The organism is Naasia sp. SYSU D00057 (assembly GCF_017916505.1).
Classification (GTDB): domain Bacteria; phylum Actinomycetota; class Actinomycetes; order Actinomycetales; family Microbacteriaceae; genus Naasia.
The window spans coordinates 289,098-309,541 of the sequence record NZ_JAFMSZ010000003.1; the positions used below are offsets into that span (position 1 = coordinate 289,098).

The window sequence follows — 20,444 nt, forward strand, 5'->3', positions numbered from 1 at the left end:
TGTCGCGATCGCGCGGCGAGGGCAAGCCCTTGAGCGCCTGTGGGAGCGGGTGACAGCGTGGCATGCATCCCGACATCCAGGAGGCGCCGATGCGTGCGATGGTCTATCGCGGTCCGTACAAGATCCGAGTCGAGGAGAAGGACAGACCGAAGATCGAGCACCCCAACGACGCGATCGTGAAGGTGACCCGCGCGGCGATCTGCGGCTCCGACCTGCACCTGTACCACGGGGTGATGACCGACCTCCGCGTCGGCCACACGTTCGGCCACGAGTTCATCGGCATCGTCGACGAGGTCGGTTCCTCGGTGCAGAACCTCAAGGTCGGCGACAAGGTGATGGTGCCGTTCAACATCTACTGCGGCACCTGCTTCTTCTGCGCGCGCGGCCTGTTCTCCAACTGCCACAACGTCAATGCGAACGCGACGGCGGTGGGCGGGATCTACGGCTACTCGCACACGACGGGCGGCTACGACGGCGGCCAGGCCGAATACGTGCGCGTGCCGTTCGCCGACGTCGGACCGTCGATCATCCCCGACGACATCGACGACGAGGACGCGCTGATGCTGACCGACGCGTGCTCGACCGGGTATTTCGGCGCGCAGCTCGCCGATATCCACGAGGGCGACACGGTCGTCGTGTTCGGTGCAGGACCGGTGGGCCTCTACGCCGCGAAGTCGTCGTGGCTGATGGGCGCCGGCCGCGTGATCGTCATCGATCACCTCGACTACCGGCTCGAGAAGGCGCGGACCTTCGCCCACGCGGAGACCTACAACTTCGTCGAATACGACGACATCGTGATGCTGATGAAGAAGCTCACCGACAACCTCGGCGCCGACCGGGCGATCGACGCCGTCGGCGCCGAGGCCGACGGCAACCTGTTCATGCACATCACCGGCGTGAAGCTCAAGCTGCAGGGCGGCTCGCCCATCGCCCTCAACTGGGCGATCGACTCGGTGCGCAAGGGCGGCACCATTTCCGTGATGGGCGCCTACGGACCGGTGCCGAACGCGGTCAAGTACGGCGACGCGCTCAACAAGGGCCTCACCATCCGCGGCAACCAGGCGCCCGTCAAGCGCCAGTGGCCGCGGCTGATGGAGCACATCCGCAACGGCTACCTCAAGCCGAGCGACATCATCACCCACCGCATCCCGCTCGACGAGATCGCGGAGGGGTACCACATGTTCTCCTCGAAGCTCGACGACTGCATCAAGACCGTCGTCGTGCCGCCGAGCGCCGCCTAGGAAGGAGCACCGTCATGGCGAGCATCATCGAAGAGCGTCCGGGAGGCCCCGGCCGCGGCGCCTATCCCGCCGAGAAGCCGACGCCCCGGGAGAGCTCGGAGTCTCTCCGCGCCCGCATCCCCGGCTGGGGAGCGGACCTCGACCCCGCCGACCGTCCGTCCTTTCCGCGGGAGCAGCCGGGCATCGAGACCGGTGCGCACTGGACCACGCCGGAGGACCAGCCGGAGACGTATCCGCGGGAGCGCTCGATCGAGCACGCGTTCCTGACCCCGGTGTTCGGCACCGCCCAGCCGCCGAAGGGCGTCTCGGGGGTCATCCGCCGCTACTCGTACGCGCGGCACAGCGAGGCGAAGTTCGCGCACTGGGCGCTGCTGATCCTTGCGGACCGGGTCGACTCGATCGAGAGCCAGTTCACGTCGATCCTGCAGCTGCGTCCGGACAACCCGATCACCGAGACGGGCATCCTCAGCGAGGTCCGCCGGCACGGGCTCTCCTCCCGGTACGGCCGCAACCGCACCGACGTGAAGCACCTGTGGCTCGACCCGATCCTCATCGGCGGCCCGTACATCCTCGCCGGTTGGGCGGTCCTCCGCGTCGTCCGCGGCAAGCGCCGCCGCCGCTGATCCGCGTGCGCTGCGGCCGGTCGCCGCGGCAGAAACGTCCTCGCCGCGGGTGTCGTTCCACCCGCCGGGAGGACGTTTCACGTGCGGGGAGAGTCAGAGGTCGAAGCGCCTCAGGTCGCCGTCCGGGGTCAGCTCCACGGCGGTCGTGATGCCGAGGCGGCGGAGGAACGCGTCGTCGTGGCTCACGACGAGGAGGCCGCCCCGGTAGCTCGAGAGCGCGTCGACCAGCTGGTCGAGGCTCGCGAGGTCGAGGTTGTTGGTCGGCTCGTCGAGCACCAGCAGCTGCGGGGGAGGATCGGCCAGCAGGAGCCGGGCGAGCGCCACCCGGAAGCGCTCGCCGCCGGACAGGGTGCCCACCGGACGCAGTGCCGCGTCGCCCCGCAGCAGGAACCGCGCGAGGCGGTTCCGGATCTCGCCGGGCGGCACGGTCGGTGCGAGCGTCCGCACGTTGTCGAGCGCGCTCGCCGCGTCGTCCAGCCCGTCGAGCCGCTGCGGCAGGTACGCGATCCGCTCGGTGTGCGCCGTCGCCGACGGACGGCCCTCGGCCGGGTCGCGGAGGCCGAGGAGCACCTCGAGCAGGGTCGTCTTCCCGGCGCCGTTCGCGCCCGTGAGCGCCACGCGCTCGGGCCCCTGCAGCACGATCTCGCGGCTGCCATCCGCGCTCCTCAGCTTGGCGAGGCGCCTCCCGGCGGGAACGCCCGGATCCGGCAGGTCGATCGCGATCCGGTCGTCGGAGCGGACCCTGCCCTCCGCCTCGCTGAGCCGCTCCTGCGCGGACTGCACCCGGGAGTCGAGGGTGCCGCGGGTCTTGCCCGCCGACACCTCGGCCGACCGCTTGAGTGCGCCTGCGAGGATCTTCGGCATGCTCTCGGCCGCCTTCGCGCCGGCTCGGGATCGGCGGGCGATCTTCGCCTCCGCCTCGCGGCGCTGCCGCTTCTCCGCCGAGAGCGCCTGCTTGGCGGTGCGCTCGGCCTGCTCGGCGGCCGCCTGCTCGGTCTCGAGCGCCTCCCGGTAGGCGGAGTACGGGCCGCCGAACACGCTGAGCTCGCCGTCCCGGAGCTCCGCGGTCTCGTCGAGTCGGTCGAGCAGCGCCACGTCGTGGCTGACGACGATGAGCGTCCCCGGCCACGTGTCGACGAGCGCCGCGAGCCGGCCCCGGGCCGCCCGATCTAGGTTGTTCGTCGGCTCGTCGAGCAGCGTGATCCCGGAGCGGCGCAGGCGGAGGCCCGCGATCGCGGCGAGCACCGCCTCCCCGCCGGACAGCCCGCCGACGGGCCGGTCGAGGTCGATGCCGCCGAGGCCGGCGTCCCGCAGGGCCTCCTCGGCGCGGGTCTCGATGTCCCATTCGTCGCCGAGCACGTCGAAGTGCGCCGGGTCGGCGTCGCCCGCGGTGATGGCGCGGAGGGCGTCCACCTTGGCTCGGACGCCGAGCAGCCCGGCGATGGTCTCCCCGACCTGCAGGGTCAGCGTCTGCGGGAGGCGGTCGACGATGCCGTCGGCGACCACCGTGCCGGAGGTGGGGGTGAGCTCGCCGGAGATCAGCCGGAGCAGGGTCGACTTGCCGGATCCGTTGGCGCCGACGAGGCCGGTGCGACCCCGGCCGAACGCGGCCGTGATGCCGTCGAGCGCGATGGACCCGTCGGGCCAGCTGAACGAGACGTCCGAGAGGACGAGCGATGAGGTGCGTGCCGAGGACATGCGGCTCCCGAGGAATCAGTGGTGCACTGACTCGCGGAGGCCGAGGCGGCCGGATCGACGGGAGTCAGCGCGCGGACAGGGGCGCGGAACCGTCGACGATCTTCACCGGAGGCCTTTCCTCGAATGGGCGGGCACGAGTCTGCCAGTCGCGATGGGGATCCGGCAACACTTCGCCCCTCCGGTGATCGAGGAGCCGCCGCAGGCGGCGTCTCGAAATCACCCGACCTTGTCCTTGGACCCAGCCAGCGCGTGGCCGAGTCCCCGGGCCCGTCGCCTGATTTCGAGACGGCCGCTTCGCGGCCTCCTCAATCACCGGAATGGGATCTGAGCACGGGCGACGTCGGCCATTCTTCGGCGACCTTCCGCCAACCGGACGGAGGTGCCCTGCCCGACGGGCAGAATCGTCCGGTGACCGCGCAGACCGAGCGACCGAAGACCCGCCGCCGACTCCACCCCGCGTGGATCGTCGCAGCGGTCGCCTTCCTGGCGCTCGTCGGCGCGGCCGGCTTCCGCAGTGCGCCGAGCGCGCTCGTGGTGCCGCTCGAGACCGAGTTCGGGTGGTCGCGCAGCGAGCTGTCGATCCCGATCGGCCTCAACATCCTGCTGTTCGGGCTCACCGCCCCGTTCGCCGCCGCGCTCATGGAGCGCTTCGGACTGCGCCGGGTGACGAGCACCGCGCTCGTGCTCATCGCCGCCGGGGCCGCATCGAGCATCTTCGTCACCGACTGGTGGATGCTCATCCTCACCTGGGGTCTGCTGATCGGCCTCGGCACGGGCTCGATGGCGCTCGTGTTCGCCGCGATGGTCGCCGACCGCTGGTTCCTGCGGCGGAAGGGTCTCGTCACCGGCGTGCTCACGGCGGGCAGCGCGACCGGGCAGCTGGTGTTCCTGCCGATCGTGGCGGCCGTCGCCTCCGACCAGAGCTGGCGGTACGCGTCGCTGATCATCGCCCTCATCGCCATCTCGGTTGTTCCGCTCGTGGCGACGCTCCTCCGCGACTCGCCCGCCGATCTCGGCGTCACGCCGTTCGGGTCGCCGGACGACGCGGTGCCGGTGCACCCGCCGAAGAGCCCGATCAACCCCGCTCGCCGGGCGGTCGAGGTCCTCGGGCGGGCGATGCGTGTCCGCACCTTCTGGGCGCTCACGGTAGGCTTCGCGATCTGCGGCGCGACGACCAACGGCCTCGTCGGCACGCACTTCATCCCGAGCCTGCACGACCACGGCGTCCCGGAGACGACGGCCGCCGGCCTGCTCGCCGTCGTCGGCATCTTCGACGTGGTCGGCACCATCGCGTCCGGCTGGCTGACCGACCGGGTGAACCCGCGGATCCTCCTCGCGATCTACTACGCGGGCCGCGGCGTCTCGCTCGTGCTGCTGCCGTTCCTGCTGTCCTCGACGGTCCAGCCGCCGATGATCCTCTTCGTCGTCATCTACGGCCTCGACTGGGTGGCGACCGTGCCGCCGACCGCCGCGCTCTGCCGCGAGGTGTTCGGCGACGAGGGCGCTGTGGTCTACGGCTGGGTGTTCGCCTCCCACCAGCTCGGCGCCGCGCTCGCCGCCATCGGCGCGGGGATGCTGCGCGACGCGTTCGGTGACTACGCGGGCGCCTGGTTCGGGGCCGCCGCCCTCTGCGCGGTCGCGGCGATCGTCAGCGTCGGCATCGCGCGAGGACCACGGCCGCTGCCTGCGCTCCGCTGAGCGGAAGGGCGTCCGCCCGCCGGTGATCGAGGAGCCGACCGCAGGTCGGCGTCTCGGAATCACGCGACGCACCTCTGGACTGCCCCCTGTCGGCCGGCTCCACAGGCGAGGTCGCGTGATTTCGAGACGGCCGCTGCGCGGCCTCCTCAATCACCGGAGTGGGCGCCAGGCGCACCCGAAACGACGAATGGCCGGCCCCCGAAGGGACCGGCCATCCGTCGTGCGAGCGAGTCCTACTCGAGCGCGAAGAGGGTGTAGCTGTCGGCGTTCTCGGCGTTGATGACGACGCAGTCGATCGACTGCTTCTCGTCCTCGCCGGTCTCGCCGGTCTTGATGAACTTGTCGGCCTGCTGCACCGCGAGCTGCGAGATCAGCACGGCGGGCTGGAGGCCCGTCGCGACGAGCTTGCCGGCCTTGATCGCCTCGACCGCGTCGGGGCTGCCGTCGAAGCCGACGATCTTGATCTGGTCGAGCAGGCCGGCGGCCTCGACGGCGGCGACGGCGCCCAGCGCCATCGTGTCGTTGCCGGCGATGATGCCCTGGATGTTGCTGTCGCGCTGGAGCAGCGTCTCGATCTTGGCGAAGGCCTCGTCCTGGCTCCAGTTCGCCGTCTCCTTCGCGACCTGCACGAGGTTCGGGTACTGGGAGATGACGCTCGCGAACGCCTCCGAGCGGACCCCGGCGTTGGTGTCCGACTCCTTGCCGGTGAGCTCGATGTAGTTGCCGCCCTCGGGCAGGGCGGCGACGAACTCCTCGGCGACCGCGGCAGCGCCCTGCGCGTTGTTCGCGACGATCTGCGCCTTCGCGATGCCGGTCTCGTTGATCTCGCGGTCGATGAGGAACACGGGGATGCCCGCGTCGGTCGCCTTCTGGATCGGGCCGATGGAGGCGTCGGCGCCCGCGTTGTCGAGGACGATCGCAGCCGCGCCCTGGCTGATGGCGGCGTCGATGAGCTCCGACTGCTTGTTCGGGTCGTCGTCGTGCGAGGCGACGGACGTCTCGTAGCCGAGCTTCTCCGCCTCGGCCTTGGCGGCGTCCGCCTCGGCCTTGAAGAACGGGTTCTCCTGAGCGGGCGTGATGATCGCGATCAGGCCGCCGCCGGCGCTGTCTCCGCCCCCGCTGTCGCCGCCGCTGCCGGCGCTGTCACCGGAGTTGCCGCCACCGGCGCAGCCGGCGAGCAGGAGCGCCGCCGCGGCCGCGGCCGCGAGCTTCGTTCGTCTGAGCATGTGAGGTGCCTTTCCTTGGTGGGGGACGACCGACCTCATCGCCGGTCGCTGTCCGTCACGGCGCGGGAACCGCCGTGTCGGAATCCTTCTTCGGTGCGGACTTGCTGGCCGCGGCGAGGGCGGCGTTCTTGTTCCGCTGGATGCGCTGCTGCGCCTGGTCGAGCATCACGGCGAGCACGATGACGGCGCCCTTGATGAGGATCTGCCAGAACGTGGAGACGCCGACGATGACGAGGCCGTCGCTGAGGAAGCCGATGACGAACGCGCCGAGCAGCACGCCGCGCACGTTGCCGCGGCCGCCGGTGAGGGCCGCGCCGCCGATGACGACGGCCGCGATCGCGTTCAGCTCGAAGGACTCGCCCAGCTGCGGGGCGGCGCTCGTCAGCTCGGAGGTGAGGATGATGCCCGCGGTCGCGGCGCAGAAGCCGCTGATCATGTAGACCCAGAGCTTCACGTTGCGCACGGGCACGCCGGCGAGCTCCGCGGCGCGCTCGTTGCCGCCGGTCGCGTACACCCAGCGGCCGAACGGCGTCTTGCGGAGCACGAACATCGCGACGAGGGCGAAGACGATCATGATCCAGATGCCGTTGGGCACGCCGAGCAGGCGCCCGCCGCCGATGAAGCCGAAGCCGGTGTTGCCGAGCGCCGGGTCGCCGCCGAGCCGCGGATACGTGGTGCCGTTCGAGATGAGCAGGGCTGCGCCGCGGGCGACGTAGAGCATGCCGAGCGTGGCGATGAACGGCGCCACGTTGAACCGGGTGACGAGGATGCCGTTGATGAAGCCGACGAGCGTGCCGATCGCGAGCGACGCGAGCACGACGACCCAGACGGCCGGGTAGAGCACGACGTCGAAGCTCTCGATCTGCAGGCCCTCGAGGAGGACGCCCGCGATGATGCCGGAGAGGCCGACCGTCGAGCCGACGGAGAGGTCGATGCCGCCCTTGAGGATGACGAACAGCATCCCGAGCGCGAGGATCGCGTTGTAGGCGACGTGCTTCGTCATCGTGATGAGGTTGTTGACCGACAGGAACGAGTCGGACAGCAGCGCGAACACGACGATGAGCACCGCGAGGGCGATGAACGCGCGGCCCTCGAGCAGCACCGCGCCGATGTCGACGCTGCGCATGCCGGTGCGGGCACGGCCGGGGCCCGGCGACGGGGATCCCGGTGCGGTGGTCTGCGTGTCGACAGCGGTCATCGCTGTCCCCCTTCTGTCTCGTGGCCGGCGTCGGCCTCGTGGACGGCCTCGCCGGACGCCACCATCAGCTCTTCACGGTTGGAGGTGCGCGGGTCGATCTCGCGCACGATGCGTCCCTTCGACATCACGACGACGCGGTTCGCGGTCGTGAGCGCCTCGCCCACCTCACTGGTGGCGAACAGGACGGCGAGGCCGCGGCGGGCCTCCCGGGCCATCAGCCCGAAGATCTCGGCCTTCGCGCCGACGTCGATCCCGCGCGACGGCTCGTCGAGCAGCAGGACCTGCGGGTCGGTGAGCAGCACCTTGCCGATGACGACCTTCTGCTGGTTGCCGCCGGACAGGGACGTGATCGAGGCGGACGGGCTGGACGTCTTCACCCGGACGTCCTTCACGCCGCCGTCGACGGCCGTGCGCTCGGCCTTGCCGGAGAGCAGCATCCGCTTCACGTAGGAGAGGAGGCTCGCGAGCGACATGTTCTCGCCGACGCTCATCGTCTGGACGAGTCCGTCGCGCTGCCGGTCCTCGGGGACGAGCGCGAGGCCGAGCTGGATGCGCTCCGCGATGCTCTGCTTGGCGATCGGAGTGCCCTTGACGGTGACGGTGCCGCTCTGGATCGGCAGCCGTCCCGCAAGAGCCTCGAGCAGCTCGGTGCGGCCCGCGCCCATCAGCCCGTAGAGGCAGACGATCTCGCCGGCGCGCACGGTGAGGCTGAGGCGGTCGACGCTCAGCCGGGAGGGGTTGGACGGGTCGGCGATCGTGATGTCGCGCAGCTCGAGGGCGGGCTCGCCGAACTCGTCGAGCAGGTCGGGGGCGAGGCCTTCCGCGCTGCGGCCGACCATGTTGGAGATGATCCACTCGATGTCGATGTCCGCGGCATCCGCCTCGGCGACGAGGGCGCCGTCGCGGAACACGACCGCGCGGTCGGCGATCTCGAGCGCCTCCTCGAGGTGGTGGGAGATGTAGACGATGGCGACGCCCGCGGCGGTGAGCTCGCGGATGACCCGGAACAGCACCTCGACCTCGCTGCCGGAGAGGGCCGAGGTCGGCTCGTCCATGATCAGGACCCGGGCGTTGCCGGCGAGGGCGCGCGCGATCTCGACGACCTGCTGCTGGCCGAGCCGGAGGTCGGCGACGAGGGTCTTCGGGCTGAGCTCCTCCTCGAGGTGCTCGAGGAGGCGGGAGGTCTCGGCGTTCTCGCTCTTGTAGTCGACGAGGAGACCGCCCTTGGTGGTCTCGCGGCCCATGAAGATGTTGTCGCGGACGCTGAGGTTGGGGGCGAGGCTGAGCTCCTGGTGGATGATCGCGATGCCGCGGTTGCTCGCGTCGACCGTGTTCCGGAGGGTGACCGGCTCGCCGTCGAGCTCGAGCCGCCCGCTCGTCGGCGTCTCGACGCCGGAGAGGATCTTCATGAGCGTCGACTTGCCGGCGCCGTTCTCGCCGAAGAGCACGGTGACCATGCCGCGACGGACCTCGAAGTCCACGCCCTTGAGGGCGTGCGTGCCGCCGTAGACCTTCGTGATGCCGACCGCGCGCATCACGACGTCGGTGGCGGCCGCGGTCGTCACTCGACCACCTCGACGGCGGTCGGGACCACGGACACGAGCGCCGGGTTCACGCGGAGGAACGCGCCGGTGACCTGGATCGTCTTGCCCTCGAGGGCGGCCACGTCGAGGTTCGCGAGGACCTCGGACTTCACGAGCTCGTTGAGCTCGGTCGCGACCTGCTGGTACTCCAGCTGGTTCTTGAACTCGTTGAACGAGACCGTGCCGCTCACGTCGCGCAGTGCGGTGCCGTTGAGCGCGGGCCCCACCTGCAGCAGGACCGTCGTGCCCTCCGGCACGCCCTGCACCGTCAGCGGGAGGGTCGGCGGGGTCGGTGCGCCGGCGACCGCGGTGAAGGTGACCGGGAAGGCGTAGGCGCTGCTCGCGCCCGACGTGTTGCCGAACTCGGCCTCGTCGGCGCCGCCCGCGAGGTCCGTCAGCAGCGTGGTCAGGTCGACCGCGTTCTCCTCGATGTACGGCACGATGTCCGCCTCGAAGTGGTCCTGCGCGTAGGTGGCCGGGTCGAAGGTGTCGGCGGCGCCGGCCTGGGCCTGCTCGGTGGAGACGACCTTGGTGGAGAGGGCGGCGGCGACGGCCAGGATCACCAGCGCGACGACGGCGACCATCCAGGGCCGAACCGGGCTTCGACGGGGCATTGCTGCTCCTTTGCAGTACAGCGGCGGTGGTCCCCGCGCGGTGCCCAGACTAGTGGCAGAAGGCCGGCACCGGTCAACCGGTTTGCCGAATTGAACGCGTGTCGTGACCGTTCCCAGGCGCGCGGAGCGCCGCTACCGGCCTCCCCCCGGTGATTGAGGAGCGCCCGCAGGGCGCGCCTCGAAATCAGCCGAGCTCTCCCTGAGAACTCAGTCGTTCCGTGGTTCGTCGCAGGGCACGTCACGAGATTTCGAGACGCCGGCCTGCGGCCGGCTCCTCAATCACCGGGGTGGTTCCGGTGCAGAACCTCAGCCCGCGCGGCGCTGGGCGCGGGTGCGCGCGGCGTAGGCCCGCGGCGGGAAGGAGAACGCGACGATCGAGCGCAGCGCCTCCAGGTCGCCCGACACGAGGCCGTGTGTGCGCGCCTGGATGAGCAGGTTGCCGATCGCGGTCGCCTCGACCGGGCCCGCCACGACCGGCACGCCCACGGCGTCCGCGGTCAGCTGGCAGAGGAGCGCGTTCTGGGCGCCGCCGCCGACGAGGTGAACGGTGCCGATCGTGCGACCGGTGAGTCGCTCGATGTCGCGGATGGTGTCCGCGTAGGCGTTCGCGAGGCTCTGCAGGATGCTGCGCACGAACTCCCCGCGGGTGGCGGGGGCGGCGACGCCCTGTTCGGCGAAGAGCGCCTCGATGCGCGCCGGCATGTCGCCCGGCGCGAGCAGCGACGGGGAGTTGGCGTCGAAGGTCGGCACGTCGACGGGCGCGTCCGCGGCGGCCGCGAGCAGGTGCTCGAGGTCCTCCTGCTCGCCTCCCTTCGCCCAGGTCCGCAGCGACTCGCTCAGGAGCCACAGCCCCATCACGTTCTTCAGGAAGCGGGTGCGGCCGTCGACGCCGCCCTCGTTCGTGAACGCCGCGGCGCGCGCCTCGGGGGTGGCGAGCGGTCTTGGCAGCTCGGTCCCCACCAGCGACCAGGTGCCGCAGGAGATGTAGACGGTGTCCTCGCCGGCGGAGGGCACGCCCACCACCGCGGAGGCGGTGTCGTGCGAGCCGACCGTGGTGAAGCGGAGCTCCCGCGCGATGCCGAACTCGGCCCGTGCCTCCGCGGACACCGCGGCGAGGTCCGTGCCCGGCGGCACGATCTCCGGCAGCAGCGCATCCGGCAGCCCGAGAGTCCCGAGCAGCTCGCGGTCCCAGTCGGTGCTGCCCACCGGCACGAGACCCGTGGTGGTCGCGTTGGTGAGCTCGGCCACCGCGCGTCCGGTGGCCCAGTAGCCGATGAGGTCCGGGATCAGCAGCAGCCGGTCGGCCAGGTCGAGCATGCCGTCCCGAGCCTCGGCGGCCAGCTGGAACACCGTGTTGAACGGCAGGTGCTGCAGCCCGTTCCGGCGGAACAGCTCGGCCGCGTCCACCCGTGCATGCACCGCGTCGACGCCCGCCGCCGTCCGATCGTCCCGGTAGTGGTACGGATTGCCGAGCATCCGGCCGCCGCGCAGCAGCGCGTAGTCGACCGCCCACGAGTCGACGGCGGCGCCGAGCAGTCCCGGCTCCTCCCGCGACGCCGTCCCGAGCCCCGCCATGGCGGCCGAGTAGAGGGAGAGGACGTCCCAGTGCAGCCCGTCCGGCGTGCGGACCGGGGTGTTCGGGAAGCGGGCGACGTGCCGCAGGTGCAGCTCGTTGTGCCCGACCGTGCCGAGGATGACCCGCCCGCTCGTGGCGCCGAGGTCGATCGCGGCGACCGCCCGCGTCATCAGCGGAGGAACGCCGCGGCCACGCCGGCGTCCACGGGGACGTGCAGGCCGGTGGTGTGGGTCAGGTCGGGACCGGTGAGCACGGCGACCGCGTTCGCGACCGTCTCCGGCAGCACCTCGCGCTTCAGGATCGTGCGCTGCGCGTAGAACTTGCCGAGCTCCTCCTCCGGGATGCCGTAGGTCTTCGCCCGGTTGGCGCCCCAGCCGCTCGCGAAGATGCCGGAGCCGCGGACGACGCCGTCGGGGTTGATGCCGTTGACCTTGACGCCGTGCTCGCCGAGCTCGACCGCGAGCAGGCGCACCTGGTGGGCCTGGTCGGCCTTGGTGGCCGAGTACGCGATGTTGTTCGGCCCCGCGAAGACGGAGTTCTTCGAGGAGATGTAGATGACGTCGCCGCCGAGCTGCTGGTCGATGAGGACCCGGGCGGCGGCCTTCGAGACGAGGAACGAGCCCTTCGCCATGACGTCGTGCTGCAGGTCCCAGTCGGCGGCCGTCGTCTCGAGCAGCGGCTTCGAGAGCGACAGGCCCGCGTTGTTGACGACCAGGTCGAGGCCGCCGAAAGCGAGCACGGTCGCGTCGATCGCGGCCTGCACCTGCGCCTCGTCGGTGACGTTCGCCCGCACGCCGATCGCCACGTCGCTGCTGCCGAGCTCCGCGGCGGCGGCCTGCGCCTTCTCCAGGTCGAGGTCCGCGATGACGACGCACGCGCCCTCAGCGGCGAGGCGCGTGGCGATCGCCTTGCCGATGCCGGACGCCGCGCCGGTGACGAGCGCGACGCGGGTCGCGTGCGACTTCGGCTTCGGCATCCGCTGGAGCTTCGCCTCCTCGAGCGCCCAGTACTCGATCCGGAACTTCTCCTCGTCGGAGATGGGGGAGTACGTCGAGAGCGCCTCGGCGCCGCGCATCACGTTGATGGCGTTGATGTAGAACTCGCCGGCGACGCGGGCGGTCTGCTTGTTCGCGCCGTAGCTGAACATGCCGACGCCGGGCACGAGCACGATGAGGGGGTCCGCCCCGCGCATGGCAGGAGAGTCGGCGGTCGCGTGCTTCTCGTAGTACGCCTGGTAGTCGGCCCGGTACTCCTCGTGCAGCTCCTTGAGCCGCGCGATCGAGTCCTCGACCGACGCGCTCGCCGGCAGGTCGAGCAGCATCGGCTTGACCTTGGTGCGGAGGAAGTGGTCGGGGCAGCTGGTGCCGAGCGCCGCCAGGCGGGGGTGCTCCGCGGAGGCGAGGAAGTCGAGGACGACGTCCGAGTCGGTGAAGTGGCCGACCATCGGGCGGTCCATCGAGGCGAGGCCGCGGAGCGTCGGCGCGAGGGCGGCCGCCTTCGCGCGCCGCTCCTCCTCGGGCAGCGCCTCGAAGCCGGGGAGGACGTCGCCGAACGGGTCCTTGCGGCCGTTCTCGGCGATGTACTTCTCGGCTGTTGCGATGATCCAGAGCGAGTTGGCCTCCGCCTCGTCGCTCGTGTCGCCCCAGGCGGTGATGCCGTGGCCGCCGAGGATGGTGCCGATCGCCTCGGGGTTCTCCTCCTTGATGGCGGCGATGTCGAGGCCCAGCTGGAAGCCGGGACGGCGCCACGGCACCCACACCACCTTGCCGCCGAAGATCTCCTTTGTCAGCGCCTCGCCGTCCGCGGCGGTCGCGATGGCGATGCCGGAGTCGGGGTGCAGATGGTCGACGTGCGCGGCGTCCACGAGACCGTGCATGGCGGTGTCGATCGACGGCGCGGCTCCGCCCTTGCCGTGCAGCGTGTAGTCGAACGCGGCGACCATCTCGTCCTCGCGCTCGATGCCGGGGTAGACGCCCTTCAGCGCGCGGAGGCGGTCGATGCGGAGGACCGCGAGGCCCGACTCCTTCAGGGTGCCGAGGTCGCCCCCGGAGCCCTTGACCCACATCAGCTCGACGTCCTCGCCGGTGACCGGGTCTGTCTCCCTGCCCTTCGCGGACGTGTTGCCGCCCGCGTAGTTCGTGTTCTTCGGGTTGGCGCCGAGCCGGTTGGAACGGGCCAGCAGGGCCGCGACGGTCGGATTGGTCATGATGCAGCTGCTCCTGAGGATCGGGAGGTCTCATGGGCGACGCCCACGAGCGGGTTCGGGATGAGCCAGGCGACGAGGCGCTCGATGCTGCGCACGGCGCCGAGGGTGCCCGGCTCGTTGAGGTGGCCGTGGCGTGTGTCGTCCTCGCGGATGAGGAGCAGGTCGACGCCCGCAGCGGCGAGCTCCGATGCGAACAGCTCACCGGAGGACCGGAGGCTGTCGGCGTCGGAGTTGAGGATGAAGACCGGCGGGAGCCTGTGCAGGTCCTGCGTCCCGGCGAAGGCGTAGGGCGAGGCGAGCACGGCCGGGTCGCCGACGTAGTTGACGTTGATCGCGAGCACGGCCTCCGGCGGGAAGTCGGGGGAGGGGAGGGCGGCGATCTTCTCGGCGAGCTCCGGTCGGTGCGGCGGCAGCTCCGCGTGCACGAGCGGGTACGCGAGCACGAGGGAGCGCGGCTGCGCGCGGCCCTCGTCGCGGAGGCGGAGTGCCGCGCCGGCGGAGAGATTCGCTCCCGCGCTCGCGCCGCCGAGCGACCACGATCCCTCCGGCACGCCGAACTCACCGGAGCGCGCCGCCCACTCGAACGCGAAGGAGACCTCCTCCGATGCGACCGGGAAGAGGACGCCGTCCTTCGGCTCGACGCCGGCGTCGGCGGGGAAGCCGCTGGTGCCCGCCAGCTGGTAGTCGACGGAGACGACGGGGATGCCGCTCGCCGCGATCCGGCGCGCGACCCAGTCGGCCTCCGGCATGTCGAGGTCGCCGAACGCGAACGCACCGCCGTGCACCCAGACGAAGCCCGCGAGCGGCGGGTTGTCGGCCTGCACGTAGGTGCGAACGCGCAGAGGCCCGTGCGGTCCGTCGAGCTCGCGGTCGACGACCTCGAGCGCTCCGACCTCGTCGGTCGTCAAGCTCCCCATCCCGCCTGGTCGCCGCCGACGCGGTCGGCCTCGATCTTCTCCTGGTAGCCGCTCTCGGCGTACGCCTTCATCGGATCGGCGGGCAGACCGCGCGACTCGCGCCACTCGGCCAGCGCCGGCCGGACATCGGTGTAGAACGCGTCCATGAGCACCTGGTGCGCGCCGAGCACGTTCCCGGCGCGCTGCTCGGCTTCGAGGGCCTCGCGGTCGAGGAGCAGTGCGCGGGCGGTCATCTCCTGCACGTTGAGCACGCTGCGGATCTGGCCGGGGATCTTCTTCTCGATGTTGTGGCACTGATCGAGCATGAACGCGACGCCGCTGTCCTTGCCGTAGCCGCCGCCCCGGATGACCTCGACGAGGATGCGGAACAGCTGGAACGGGTCGGCCGCGCCGACGATCAGGTCGTCGTCCGCGTAGAAGCGCGAGTTGAAGTCGAACGAGCCGAGCTTCCCGAGGCGCAGGAGCTGCATGACGATGAACTCGATGTTCGTGCCGGGTGCGTGGTGGCCTGTGTCGAGGCAGACGAACGCCTTCTCGCCGAGGGCCGTCACCTGGGCGTAGGAGGTGCCCCAGTCCGGAACGTCGGTGTGGTAGAACGACGGCTCGAAGAACTTGTACTCGAGAACGAGGCGGTGACCGTCCTCGATGCGCTCGTAGATCTGCCGCAGGGAGTCGGCGAGGCGGTCCTGGCGGCCCCGCATGTCGTCCTGCCCGGGGTAGTTGGTGCCGTCCGCGAGCCAGATCTTGAGGTCCTGCGACCCGGTCTGGTTCATGATGTCGATGCACTCGAAGTGGTGGTCGATCGCCTTCTGGCGCACGGCGTCGTCGGAGTGCGCGAGGCTGCCCAGCATGTACGCCTCGTCCTGGAAGGTGTTCGAGTTGATGGTGCCGAGCCCGACCCCGAGGTCCTCGGCGTGCGACCGGAGGCCCGCGTAGTCGTCGACCTTGTCCCACGGGATGTGCAGCGCGACCGTCGGAGCGAGCGCCGTGAGCTCGTTGACCTTCGCCGCGTCCGCGATCTTCTCGAACGGGTCGCGGGGGACGCCGGCCTGGCCGAAGACGCGGAAGCGGGTGCCGGAGTTGCCGAACGCCCAGGACGGGAGCTCGATCGCCTGATCGGCGAGCTGGGCGGTGATGGCGGAGAAGTCGGTCATGGCCGTCCTTTACGGGGCTTCGTTGCCGAATGAATCGATTCATTGTGCGGGCGGGGATCCGGTGCTGTCAACTCCGGAATCAGCGGGCCGCGGAGGAGGCCCGGGCGATGAGCTCGGGCTGGAAGACGACCTCCTGGGGCGGACGCCCGGGGTCCTCCGCCTCCTCGAGCAGGATCTGCACGGCGGTCTCGCCGATCAGCCGGCTCGGCTGGCGGATGGAGGTCAGCGGCACCACGGCGGTGCTCGCGAAGTCGATGTCGTCGTAGCCGACGAGCGCGACATCCTCGGGCACGCGCAGCGACCGCTGCATGACGAGGGCCTGCAGCAGGCCGACCGCCACCAGGTCGTTGGCGGCGAAGATCGCGTCGGGTCGCTCGCCGGCCGGGCGCGCCGCCAGGTGCTCCCCGGCGCGGCGCCCCTCGAGGACGCTCAGTGACGAGACCTCCACGACCTCGAGCGCGGCGCCGCCGGCCGCGGCCGCGAGGCGCGCCCCCTCGAGGCGGTCCGTGACCTGCCGGATGGTGAGCGGGCCGCCGACGTAGGCGATGCGACGCCGTCCCGCCTGAACGAGGTGCTCGACGGCGAGACGGCCGCCCGCGATGTCGTCCACCGCGACGGAGCTGACCGACGCGTCCTCGCTCCTCCGGTCCACGAGCACGGCGGGCGTGCCGCGGCTGCGGAGGCGGCGCAGGCGCTCCTCGACGTCGCCGTTCGGCGAGATCAGCACGCCGTGGATCCGCTGCTTCTCGAACAGGTCGAGGTAGTCGTCCTCCCGCGCGTCGTTCTCGTCGCTGTTGCCGAGGACGACGGTGAAGCCGTGGCCCGCGGCCTCCTCCTGGGCGCCGCGGGCGACCTCGGCGAAGAAGGGGTTGCTGACGTCGAGCACCACGAGCCCGATGGTGCTGCTCCGGCCCGCCCGCAGCTGTCGTGCCGCGTCGTTGCGCACGTAGCCGAGCTCGTCGATGGCCCGCTGCACGCGGTCGACGGCGTCGGGCGAGACCCGGTCGGGGCGGTTGAGGACGTTGGAGACGGTTCCGACGGAGACGCCGGCCCTCAGGGCGACGTCGCGCACGCTCGCAGTCGGCACTCGCCCTCCTTCCCGGGATGCTCATGATGGCATGCGGCGACATAGTGACACGTGCAAGTGGTTTCTGGCACACTGCCGCCATGACACTTCAGCAGGGCGACGTCGCCCCTCCCGGTACCCGCACCTCCATCCGTCCCGGGAAGGTGTGGCTCGACACCGCCGGTAACCGGATCCAGGCCCACGGCGGCTCGGTGATCGCCGTCGACGGGGTCTTCTACTGGTACGGCGAGAACAAGGAGTTCACGACCCCGGGCAGCGGCGTCTGGCACTGGGGCGTGCGCTGCTACTCGTCCACCGACCTCTACAACTGGGAGGACCGCGGGCTCATCATCCCGCCGGACGAGGACGACGAGAGCTCGCCCCTGCACCCGAAGCAGTACCTGGACCGCCCGCACATCATCTACAACGAGCGGACCCGGCAGTTCGTGTGCTGGATCAAGGTGATGACGCCGGGCGAGATCAGCCAGCGCTCCACCGTGCTCGTCGCCGACTCGATCCTCGGGCCGTACCGCATCGTGCGCGAGTGGATCCGCCCGCTCGGCATGAACGCCGGCGACTTCGACCTCGTCGTCGACCCGAGCGACGGCAAGGGCTACTACGTCTTCGAACGCGTGCACTCCGAGCTCATCGTGGCCGACCTCACCGACGACTACACGGACGTGACGGGCTACTACTCGACGCACTTCCCGCAGCCCCAGCCGCCGTACGTGCGTGAGGCGCCCGCCTACTTCCGCCGCGGGGACCTGCACTACCTGGTGACGTCGGGGACCACGGGGTACTACCCGAACCAGTCGGAGGTCGCCGTCTCGCGCATGTACCACGGCCCGTACAGCGTGCTCGGCGACCCGCACCCCACCGACACCGCCAGGACGTCGTTCCGGACGCAGATCTCCTCGGTCTTCAAGCACCCGGGGAAGAGCGACCTTTACATCGCGCTCGGTGACCGCTGGCTGCCGCGCTACACCGCGGACGGACGTCAGGCGCGGGAGGCGTTCGAGGCCTACTTCGCTCCGGGCCACGACCTGCGCGTGCCGATGGAGGAGTTCGCCGAGGTGAACACCTCGATCGCCGACTACGTCTGGCTGCCGATCCGCTTCGACGGCGACATGGCCGTCATCGACTGGCGCGACGAGTGGAGGGTCGAGGACTTCGACTGACCGACTGACGCTCCCCGGCTCCTGCCGGGGAGCGTCAGCTCGAGGCGCGCGCGACGGCGCGGGCTGAGGAGGGCAGGAGCACGTCCCTGCCCTCCTCGCCGCGCGCGACCTGCGCCACGCTCTTGGCGAAGGCGGTGACGAACTCGGTGACGTCCGACTCGATCGTCGAGAGGGCGGGCACCGCCAGGTAGCCGAACGGGTGGTTGTCGACGCCGATGACGGCGATCCTGCCGGGGACGTCGATCCCGGCGTCGTGGGCGGCCGCGAGCACTGTGAACGCGACCTCGTCGTTGTAGGCGCACAGGCCGTCGACCTCGGGGTGCTCGGCGAGGAGGGCACGGAGCTGCGCCGTCGCCTCTCCCCGGTTCGCCGAGAGGGTGAGGCGGACGGGATGGGCGAGGCCGAGCCGCCGGGCCTCGGTGACGATCGCCTGCCAGCGGATCTCCGAGGTGGGCTCGAGGTCGGCTCGCGGGGGCGCGGCGTAGGCGAGAACGCGGCGGCCGCGCTCGAGGAGGTGGTCGACCTGGGTGACGGCCGCGCCGCCGAGGAACCCCGGGAGCCCGGGGAAGGCGGGGAGCACCGGCACGGAGAACTGCTGCGTGAGCTCGGCGAAGGCCGGCTCCCCCTCGCCGGCGGACGACAGGACGACGGCCGGCGCGAGATCCATCGCGGCGCTCCGGTCGTCCTCGGTGCCGAGCTGCCATACGAGGTGGAGCCCGTGCTCGCGCAGCGCCATGCCCAGCTGGGTGACGATGCCCGCGGCGACGAAGTCCGTCGCGCGCTGAAGGCCCGGCGTGAGCATGAGCACGAGGGTGCTGCGGGCTCCGCGGAGCAGGCGGGCCGGGCCGTAGGGTCGGTAGCCGAGGCGCTCCGCCGCGGCGAGCACTCGCTGACGGGTCGCTTCGGGGATCGTCTGCCGTGGATCGTCGTTGAGCACGTAGCTGACGGTGGCGCGCGAGAGGCCCGCTTCGCGCGCCACATCGGTGCTCGTGACCCGGCCGCTCATGCGATTCCGGTCTTCCTCGTCGGGGGCATGGCGATCACCGTAGTGCACCTCCGCAACTCGCCGCCCTCCGTCGTTGACACGTGCAAGTAGATCGCTCTACAGTTTCCCCGATCGGGACGATGGAGTTCCCGACGGACACCAGGAGGTCCTCATGCGGCACACCTTCGCCGTCACTGCTGCCGGCGCCGCGCTCGCACTCACTCTCGCCGGCTGCGCCGGTGGCGGCAGCTCGGCGTCGTCGTCGGACAGCGGCTCTCTCGAGATCTCGTTCCTCACGGGGTCGGGCGAGGGCACCGGCAGCAACTACACGATGCAGAAGCTCGTCGACGACTACGGCAACGGGGTGACGCTCGAGATGGAGCAGCTCGACGCCTCCATGGATCAGCGGATCCAGCTGCTCGCCTCCCAGGACCAGCTGCCCACCTTCTTCCAGATCGGCACGCCGTCGCAGATCGAGGACCTGTACGAGGCGGGGAAGATCGCCGACCTGGAGCCCGTGCTGGAGGAGCTCGGGGTGCTCGACAACCTGAGCCCCTTCTCGATCGAGGTGATCAAGGGCCTCTACGGCGGTCACCTCCTCGGGCTCCCGCTCGAGGTCGCGGTCGAGGGGTTCTGGTACAACAAGGCGATCTTCGAGGAGCAGGGCATCGAGGCGCCCCAGACCTGGGACGACCTCGAGGCCGCCGCCGCGAAGCTGCAGGAGGCCGGCGTCCAGCCGTTCGCGACCTCCGGCAAGGCGGGATGGCCGGTCACGCGGCTCGTCTCGGGCTACATCCAGCGCTCCGTCGGACCGGACGCGCTGAAGGCGGTCGCCGACGGGGACGCGAAGTTCACCGACGCCGAGTACGTGGAGGGCGCCGAGAAGATCGCCGACTTCGCGTCGAAGGGCTGGTTCGGCGAGGCGCCGGAGGCCCTCGACTACGGGCCGGCGCAGGACCTCTTCCTGCAGGGCACTGCCGCGATCTACTACACCGGCTCGTGGGCCGTCTCCGACTTCAACAACGCCGAGCTGAACCAGATCGGGGCCGAGAACATCGGCTGGTTCCCGATCCCGGAGGTCGCGGGCGGCGAAGGCGGCATCGAGCAGACCCCGGCGAACGTCGGCCTCCCGATGGCGGTCAACGCGAAGACCCTCACCCCGGAGGTGAAGGACTTCCTCAAGTACCTCGTCGAGAACTACGGCACCGTCGCGATGGAGGACCTCGACCTCATCACGGGCTTCACCACCGACGCCACCTCCGACTCGCCGCTCGTCGCCGAGACCGCCGAGCGGATCGCCGGCCTCGAGGAGTTCATCCCGTGGTTCGAGTCGCTGCAGTCGCCCGAGGGCACGGCCGCCTCGCAGAGCGGCGCGGCGTCGCTCGTGTCGGGCGGACTCACCGGCCAGCAGTTCATGGAGCAGGTGCAGGCCGCCCAGTAGCGTCGGACGTTCGCTGCACAGCGGGCCCGGGGCGATGCGT

At 70.9% G+C, this 20,444-nt stretch carries 16 protein-coding genes; 5 read left to right on the forward strand and 11 right to left on the reverse strand.

Annotated elements, in window-relative coordinates; genetic code table 11:
* The first annotated feature begins 89 nt into the window (after nt 1–89).
* Together J3P36_RS11880 and J3P36_RS11885 are read left to right on the forward strand one after the other, a co-directional pair.
* The gene (locus J3P36_RS11880) at nt 90–1,241 is read left to right on the forward strand and encodes a zinc-dependent alcohol dehydrogenase (protein ID WP_210508370.1); all 1,152 of its coding nucleotides are present in this window, start codon (nt 90–92) and stop codon (nt 1,239–1,241) included.
* Between the two features lie 14 nt (nt 1,242–1,255).
* Entirely contained in the window at nt 1,256–1,864 is a 609-nt protein-coding gene (locus J3P36_RS11885; RefSeq protein WP_246854634.1) for a hypothetical protein, read from the forward strand.
* Between the two features lie 93 nt (nt 1,865–1,957).
* Here the strand turns inward: J3P36_RS11885 and J3P36_RS11890 are convergent, their stop codons facing one another.
* Nucleotides 1,958–3,562, reverse strand: coding sequence for an ABC-F family ATP-binding cassette domain-containing protein (locus tag J3P36_RS11890; RefSeq protein ID WP_210508373.1), 1,605 nt, complete (start codon nt 3,560–3,562; stop codon nt 1,958–1,960).
* 408 nt (nt 3,563–3,970) lie between these two features.
* Between J3P36_RS11890 and J3P36_RS11895 the strand changes: the two genes are divergently transcribed.
* Nucleotides 3,971–5,260 carry an MFS transporter gene (locus J3P36_RS11895; protein ID WP_307807071.1) on the forward strand — a complete coding sequence of 430 codons (1,290 nt, stop codon included), beginning with the start codon at nt 3,971–3,973 and terminating at the stop codon, nt 5,258–5,260.
* A gap of 233 nt (nt 5,261–5,493) precedes the next feature.
* Here the strand turns inward: J3P36_RS11895 and J3P36_RS11900 are convergent, their stop codons facing one another.
* The 9 genes from J3P36_RS11900 to J3P36_RS11940 form a co-directional block, all read right to left on the reverse strand.
* Nucleotides 5,494–6,486 (reverse strand): D-ribose ABC transporter substrate-binding protein, encoded by a 993-nt coding sequence (locus J3P36_RS11900; RefSeq protein ID WP_210508375.1) that lies wholly within the window; start codon nt 6,484–6,486, stop codon nt 5,494–5,496.
* A 55-nt stretch (nt 6,487–6,541) separates the two neighbouring features.
* The gene (locus J3P36_RS11905) at nt 6,542–7,684 is read right to left on the reverse strand and encodes an ABC transporter permease (RefSeq protein WP_246854635.1); all 1,143 of its coding nucleotides are present in this window, start codon (nt 7,682–7,684) and stop codon (nt 6,542–6,544) included.
* A complete protein-coding gene (locus tag J3P36_RS11910) occupies nt 7,681–9,249 on the reverse strand; it encodes a sugar ABC transporter ATP-binding protein (RefSeq protein ID WP_307807072.1) in 1,569 nt (522 codons plus the stop codon). The genes J3P36_RS11905 and J3P36_RS11910 overlap by 4 nt, the downstream gene beginning before the upstream one ends.
* Nucleotides 9,246–9,881: a DUF2291 family protein gene (locus J3P36_RS11915; RefSeq protein WP_210508376.1), complete on the reverse strand. Its 636-nt coding sequence runs from the start codon at nt 9,879–9,881 to the stop codon at nt 9,246–9,248. The genes J3P36_RS11910 and J3P36_RS11915 overlap by 4 nt, the downstream gene beginning before the upstream one ends.
* Nucleotides 9,882–10,187: 306 nt before the next feature.
* Nucleotides 10,188–11,627: a rhamnulokinase family protein gene (locus tag J3P36_RS11920; RefSeq protein ID WP_210508377.1), complete on the reverse strand. Its 1,440-nt coding sequence runs from the start codon at nt 11,625–11,627 to the stop codon at nt 10,188–10,190.
* A complete protein-coding gene (locus tag J3P36_RS11925) occupies nt 11,627–13,663 on the reverse strand; it encodes a bifunctional aldolase/short-chain dehydrogenase (protein ID WP_210508378.1) in 2,037 nt (678 codons plus the stop codon). The genes J3P36_RS11920 and J3P36_RS11925 overlap by 1 nt, the downstream gene beginning before the upstream one ends.
* Nucleotides 13,660–14,580: an alpha/beta hydrolase gene (locus tag J3P36_RS11930; RefSeq protein WP_374100721.1), complete on the reverse strand. Its 921-nt coding sequence runs from the start codon at nt 14,578–14,580 to the stop codon at nt 13,660–13,662. Before J3P36_RS11930 ends, J3P36_RS11925 begins: the two co-directional genes overlap by 4 nt.
* A complete protein-coding gene (gene rhaI / locus J3P36_RS11935) occupies nt 14,568–15,734 on the reverse strand; it encodes an L-rhamnose isomerase (RefSeq protein WP_210508381.1) in 1,167 nt (388 codons plus the stop codon). Before rhaI ends, J3P36_RS11930 begins: the two co-directional genes overlap by 13 nt.
* Nucleotides 15,735–15,813: 79 nt before the next feature.
* Entirely contained in the window at nt 15,814–16,821 is a 1,008-nt protein-coding gene (locus J3P36_RS11940) for a LacI family DNA-binding transcriptional regulator (protein ID WP_210508383.1), read from the reverse strand.
* An 80-nt stretch (nt 16,822–16,901) separates the two neighbouring features.
* Here J3P36_RS11940 and J3P36_RS11945 point away from each other — a divergent pair, with 80 nt between their 5' ends.
* Nucleotides 16,902–17,978, forward strand: a complete 1,077-nt coding sequence (locus J3P36_RS11945) for a family 43 glycosylhydrolase (RefSeq protein WP_210508385.1) — start codon at nt 16,902–16,904, stop codon at nt 17,976–17,978.
* Between the two features lie 34 nt (nt 17,979–18,012).
* Here J3P36_RS11945 and J3P36_RS11950 read toward each other — a convergent pair whose 3' ends face one another.
* Nucleotides 18,013–18,984, reverse strand: coding sequence for a LacI family DNA-binding transcriptional regulator (locus tag J3P36_RS11950; RefSeq protein WP_210508387.1), 972 nt, complete (start codon nt 18,982–18,984; stop codon nt 18,013–18,015).
* Between the two features lie 151 nt (nt 18,985–19,135).
* On the opposite strand from J3P36_RS11950, the gene J3P36_RS11955 reads away from it, so the two are divergent.
* Nucleotides 19,136–20,404, forward strand: coding sequence for an ABC transporter substrate-binding protein (locus J3P36_RS11955; protein ID WP_210508389.1), 1,269 nt, complete (start codon nt 19,136–19,138; stop codon nt 20,402–20,404).
* Nucleotides 20,405–20,444 lie beyond the last annotated feature (40 nt).

Bases quoted from the DNA above. Each gene is read 5' to 3' on its own strand.
- J3P36_RS11880 (WP_210508370.1), top strand. From the start codon at position 90: ATGCGTGCGATGGTCTATCGCGGTCCGTACAAGATCCGAGTCGAGGAG.
- J3P36_RS11885 (WP_246854634.1), top strand. From the start codon at position 1,256: ATGGCGAGCATCATCGAAGAGCGTCCGGGAGGCCCCGGCCGCGGCGCC.
- J3P36_RS11890 (WP_210508373.1), bottom strand. From the start codon at position 3,562: ATGTCCTCGGCACGCACCTCATCGCTCGTCCTCTCGGACGTCTCGTTC.
- J3P36_RS11900 (WP_210508375.1), bottom strand. From the start codon at position 6,486: ATGCTCAGACGAACGAAGCTCGCGGCCGCGGCCGCGGCGGCGCTCCTG.
- J3P36_RS11905 (WP_246854635.1), bottom strand. From the start codon at position 7,684: ATGACCGCTGTCGACACGCAGACCACCGCACCGGGATCCCCGTCGCCG.
- J3P36_RS11915 (WP_210508376.1), bottom strand. From the start codon at position 9,881: ATGCCCCGTCGAAGCCCGGTTCGGCCCTGGATGGTCGCCGTCGTCGCG.
- J3P36_RS11920 (WP_210508377.1), bottom strand. From the start codon at position 11,627: ATGACGCGGGCGGTCGCCGCGATCGACCTCGGCGCCACGAGCGGGCGG.
- J3P36_RS11925 (WP_210508378.1), bottom strand. From the start codon at position 13,663: ATGACCAATCCGACCGTCGCGGCCCTGCTGGCCCGTTCCAACCGGCTC.
- J3P36_RS11930 (WP_374100721.1), bottom strand. From the start codon at position 14,580: ATGGGGAGCTTGACGACCGACGAGGTCGGAGCGCTCGAGGTCGTCGAC.
- rhaI (WP_210508381.1), bottom strand. From the start codon at position 15,734: ATGACCGACTTCTCCGCCATCACCGCCCAGCTCGCCGATCAGGCGATC.
- J3P36_RS11945 (WP_210508385.1), top strand. From the start codon at position 16,902: ATGACACTTCAGCAGGGCGACGTCGCCCCTCCCGGTACCCGCACCTCC.
- J3P36_RS11950 (WP_210508387.1), bottom strand. From the start codon at position 18,984: ATGAGCGGCCGGGTCACGAGCACCGATGTGGCGCGCGAAGCGGGCCTC.
- J3P36_RS11955 (WP_210508389.1), top strand. From the start codon at position 19,136: ATGCGGCACACCTTCGCCGTCACTGCTGCCGGCGCCGCGCTCGCACTC.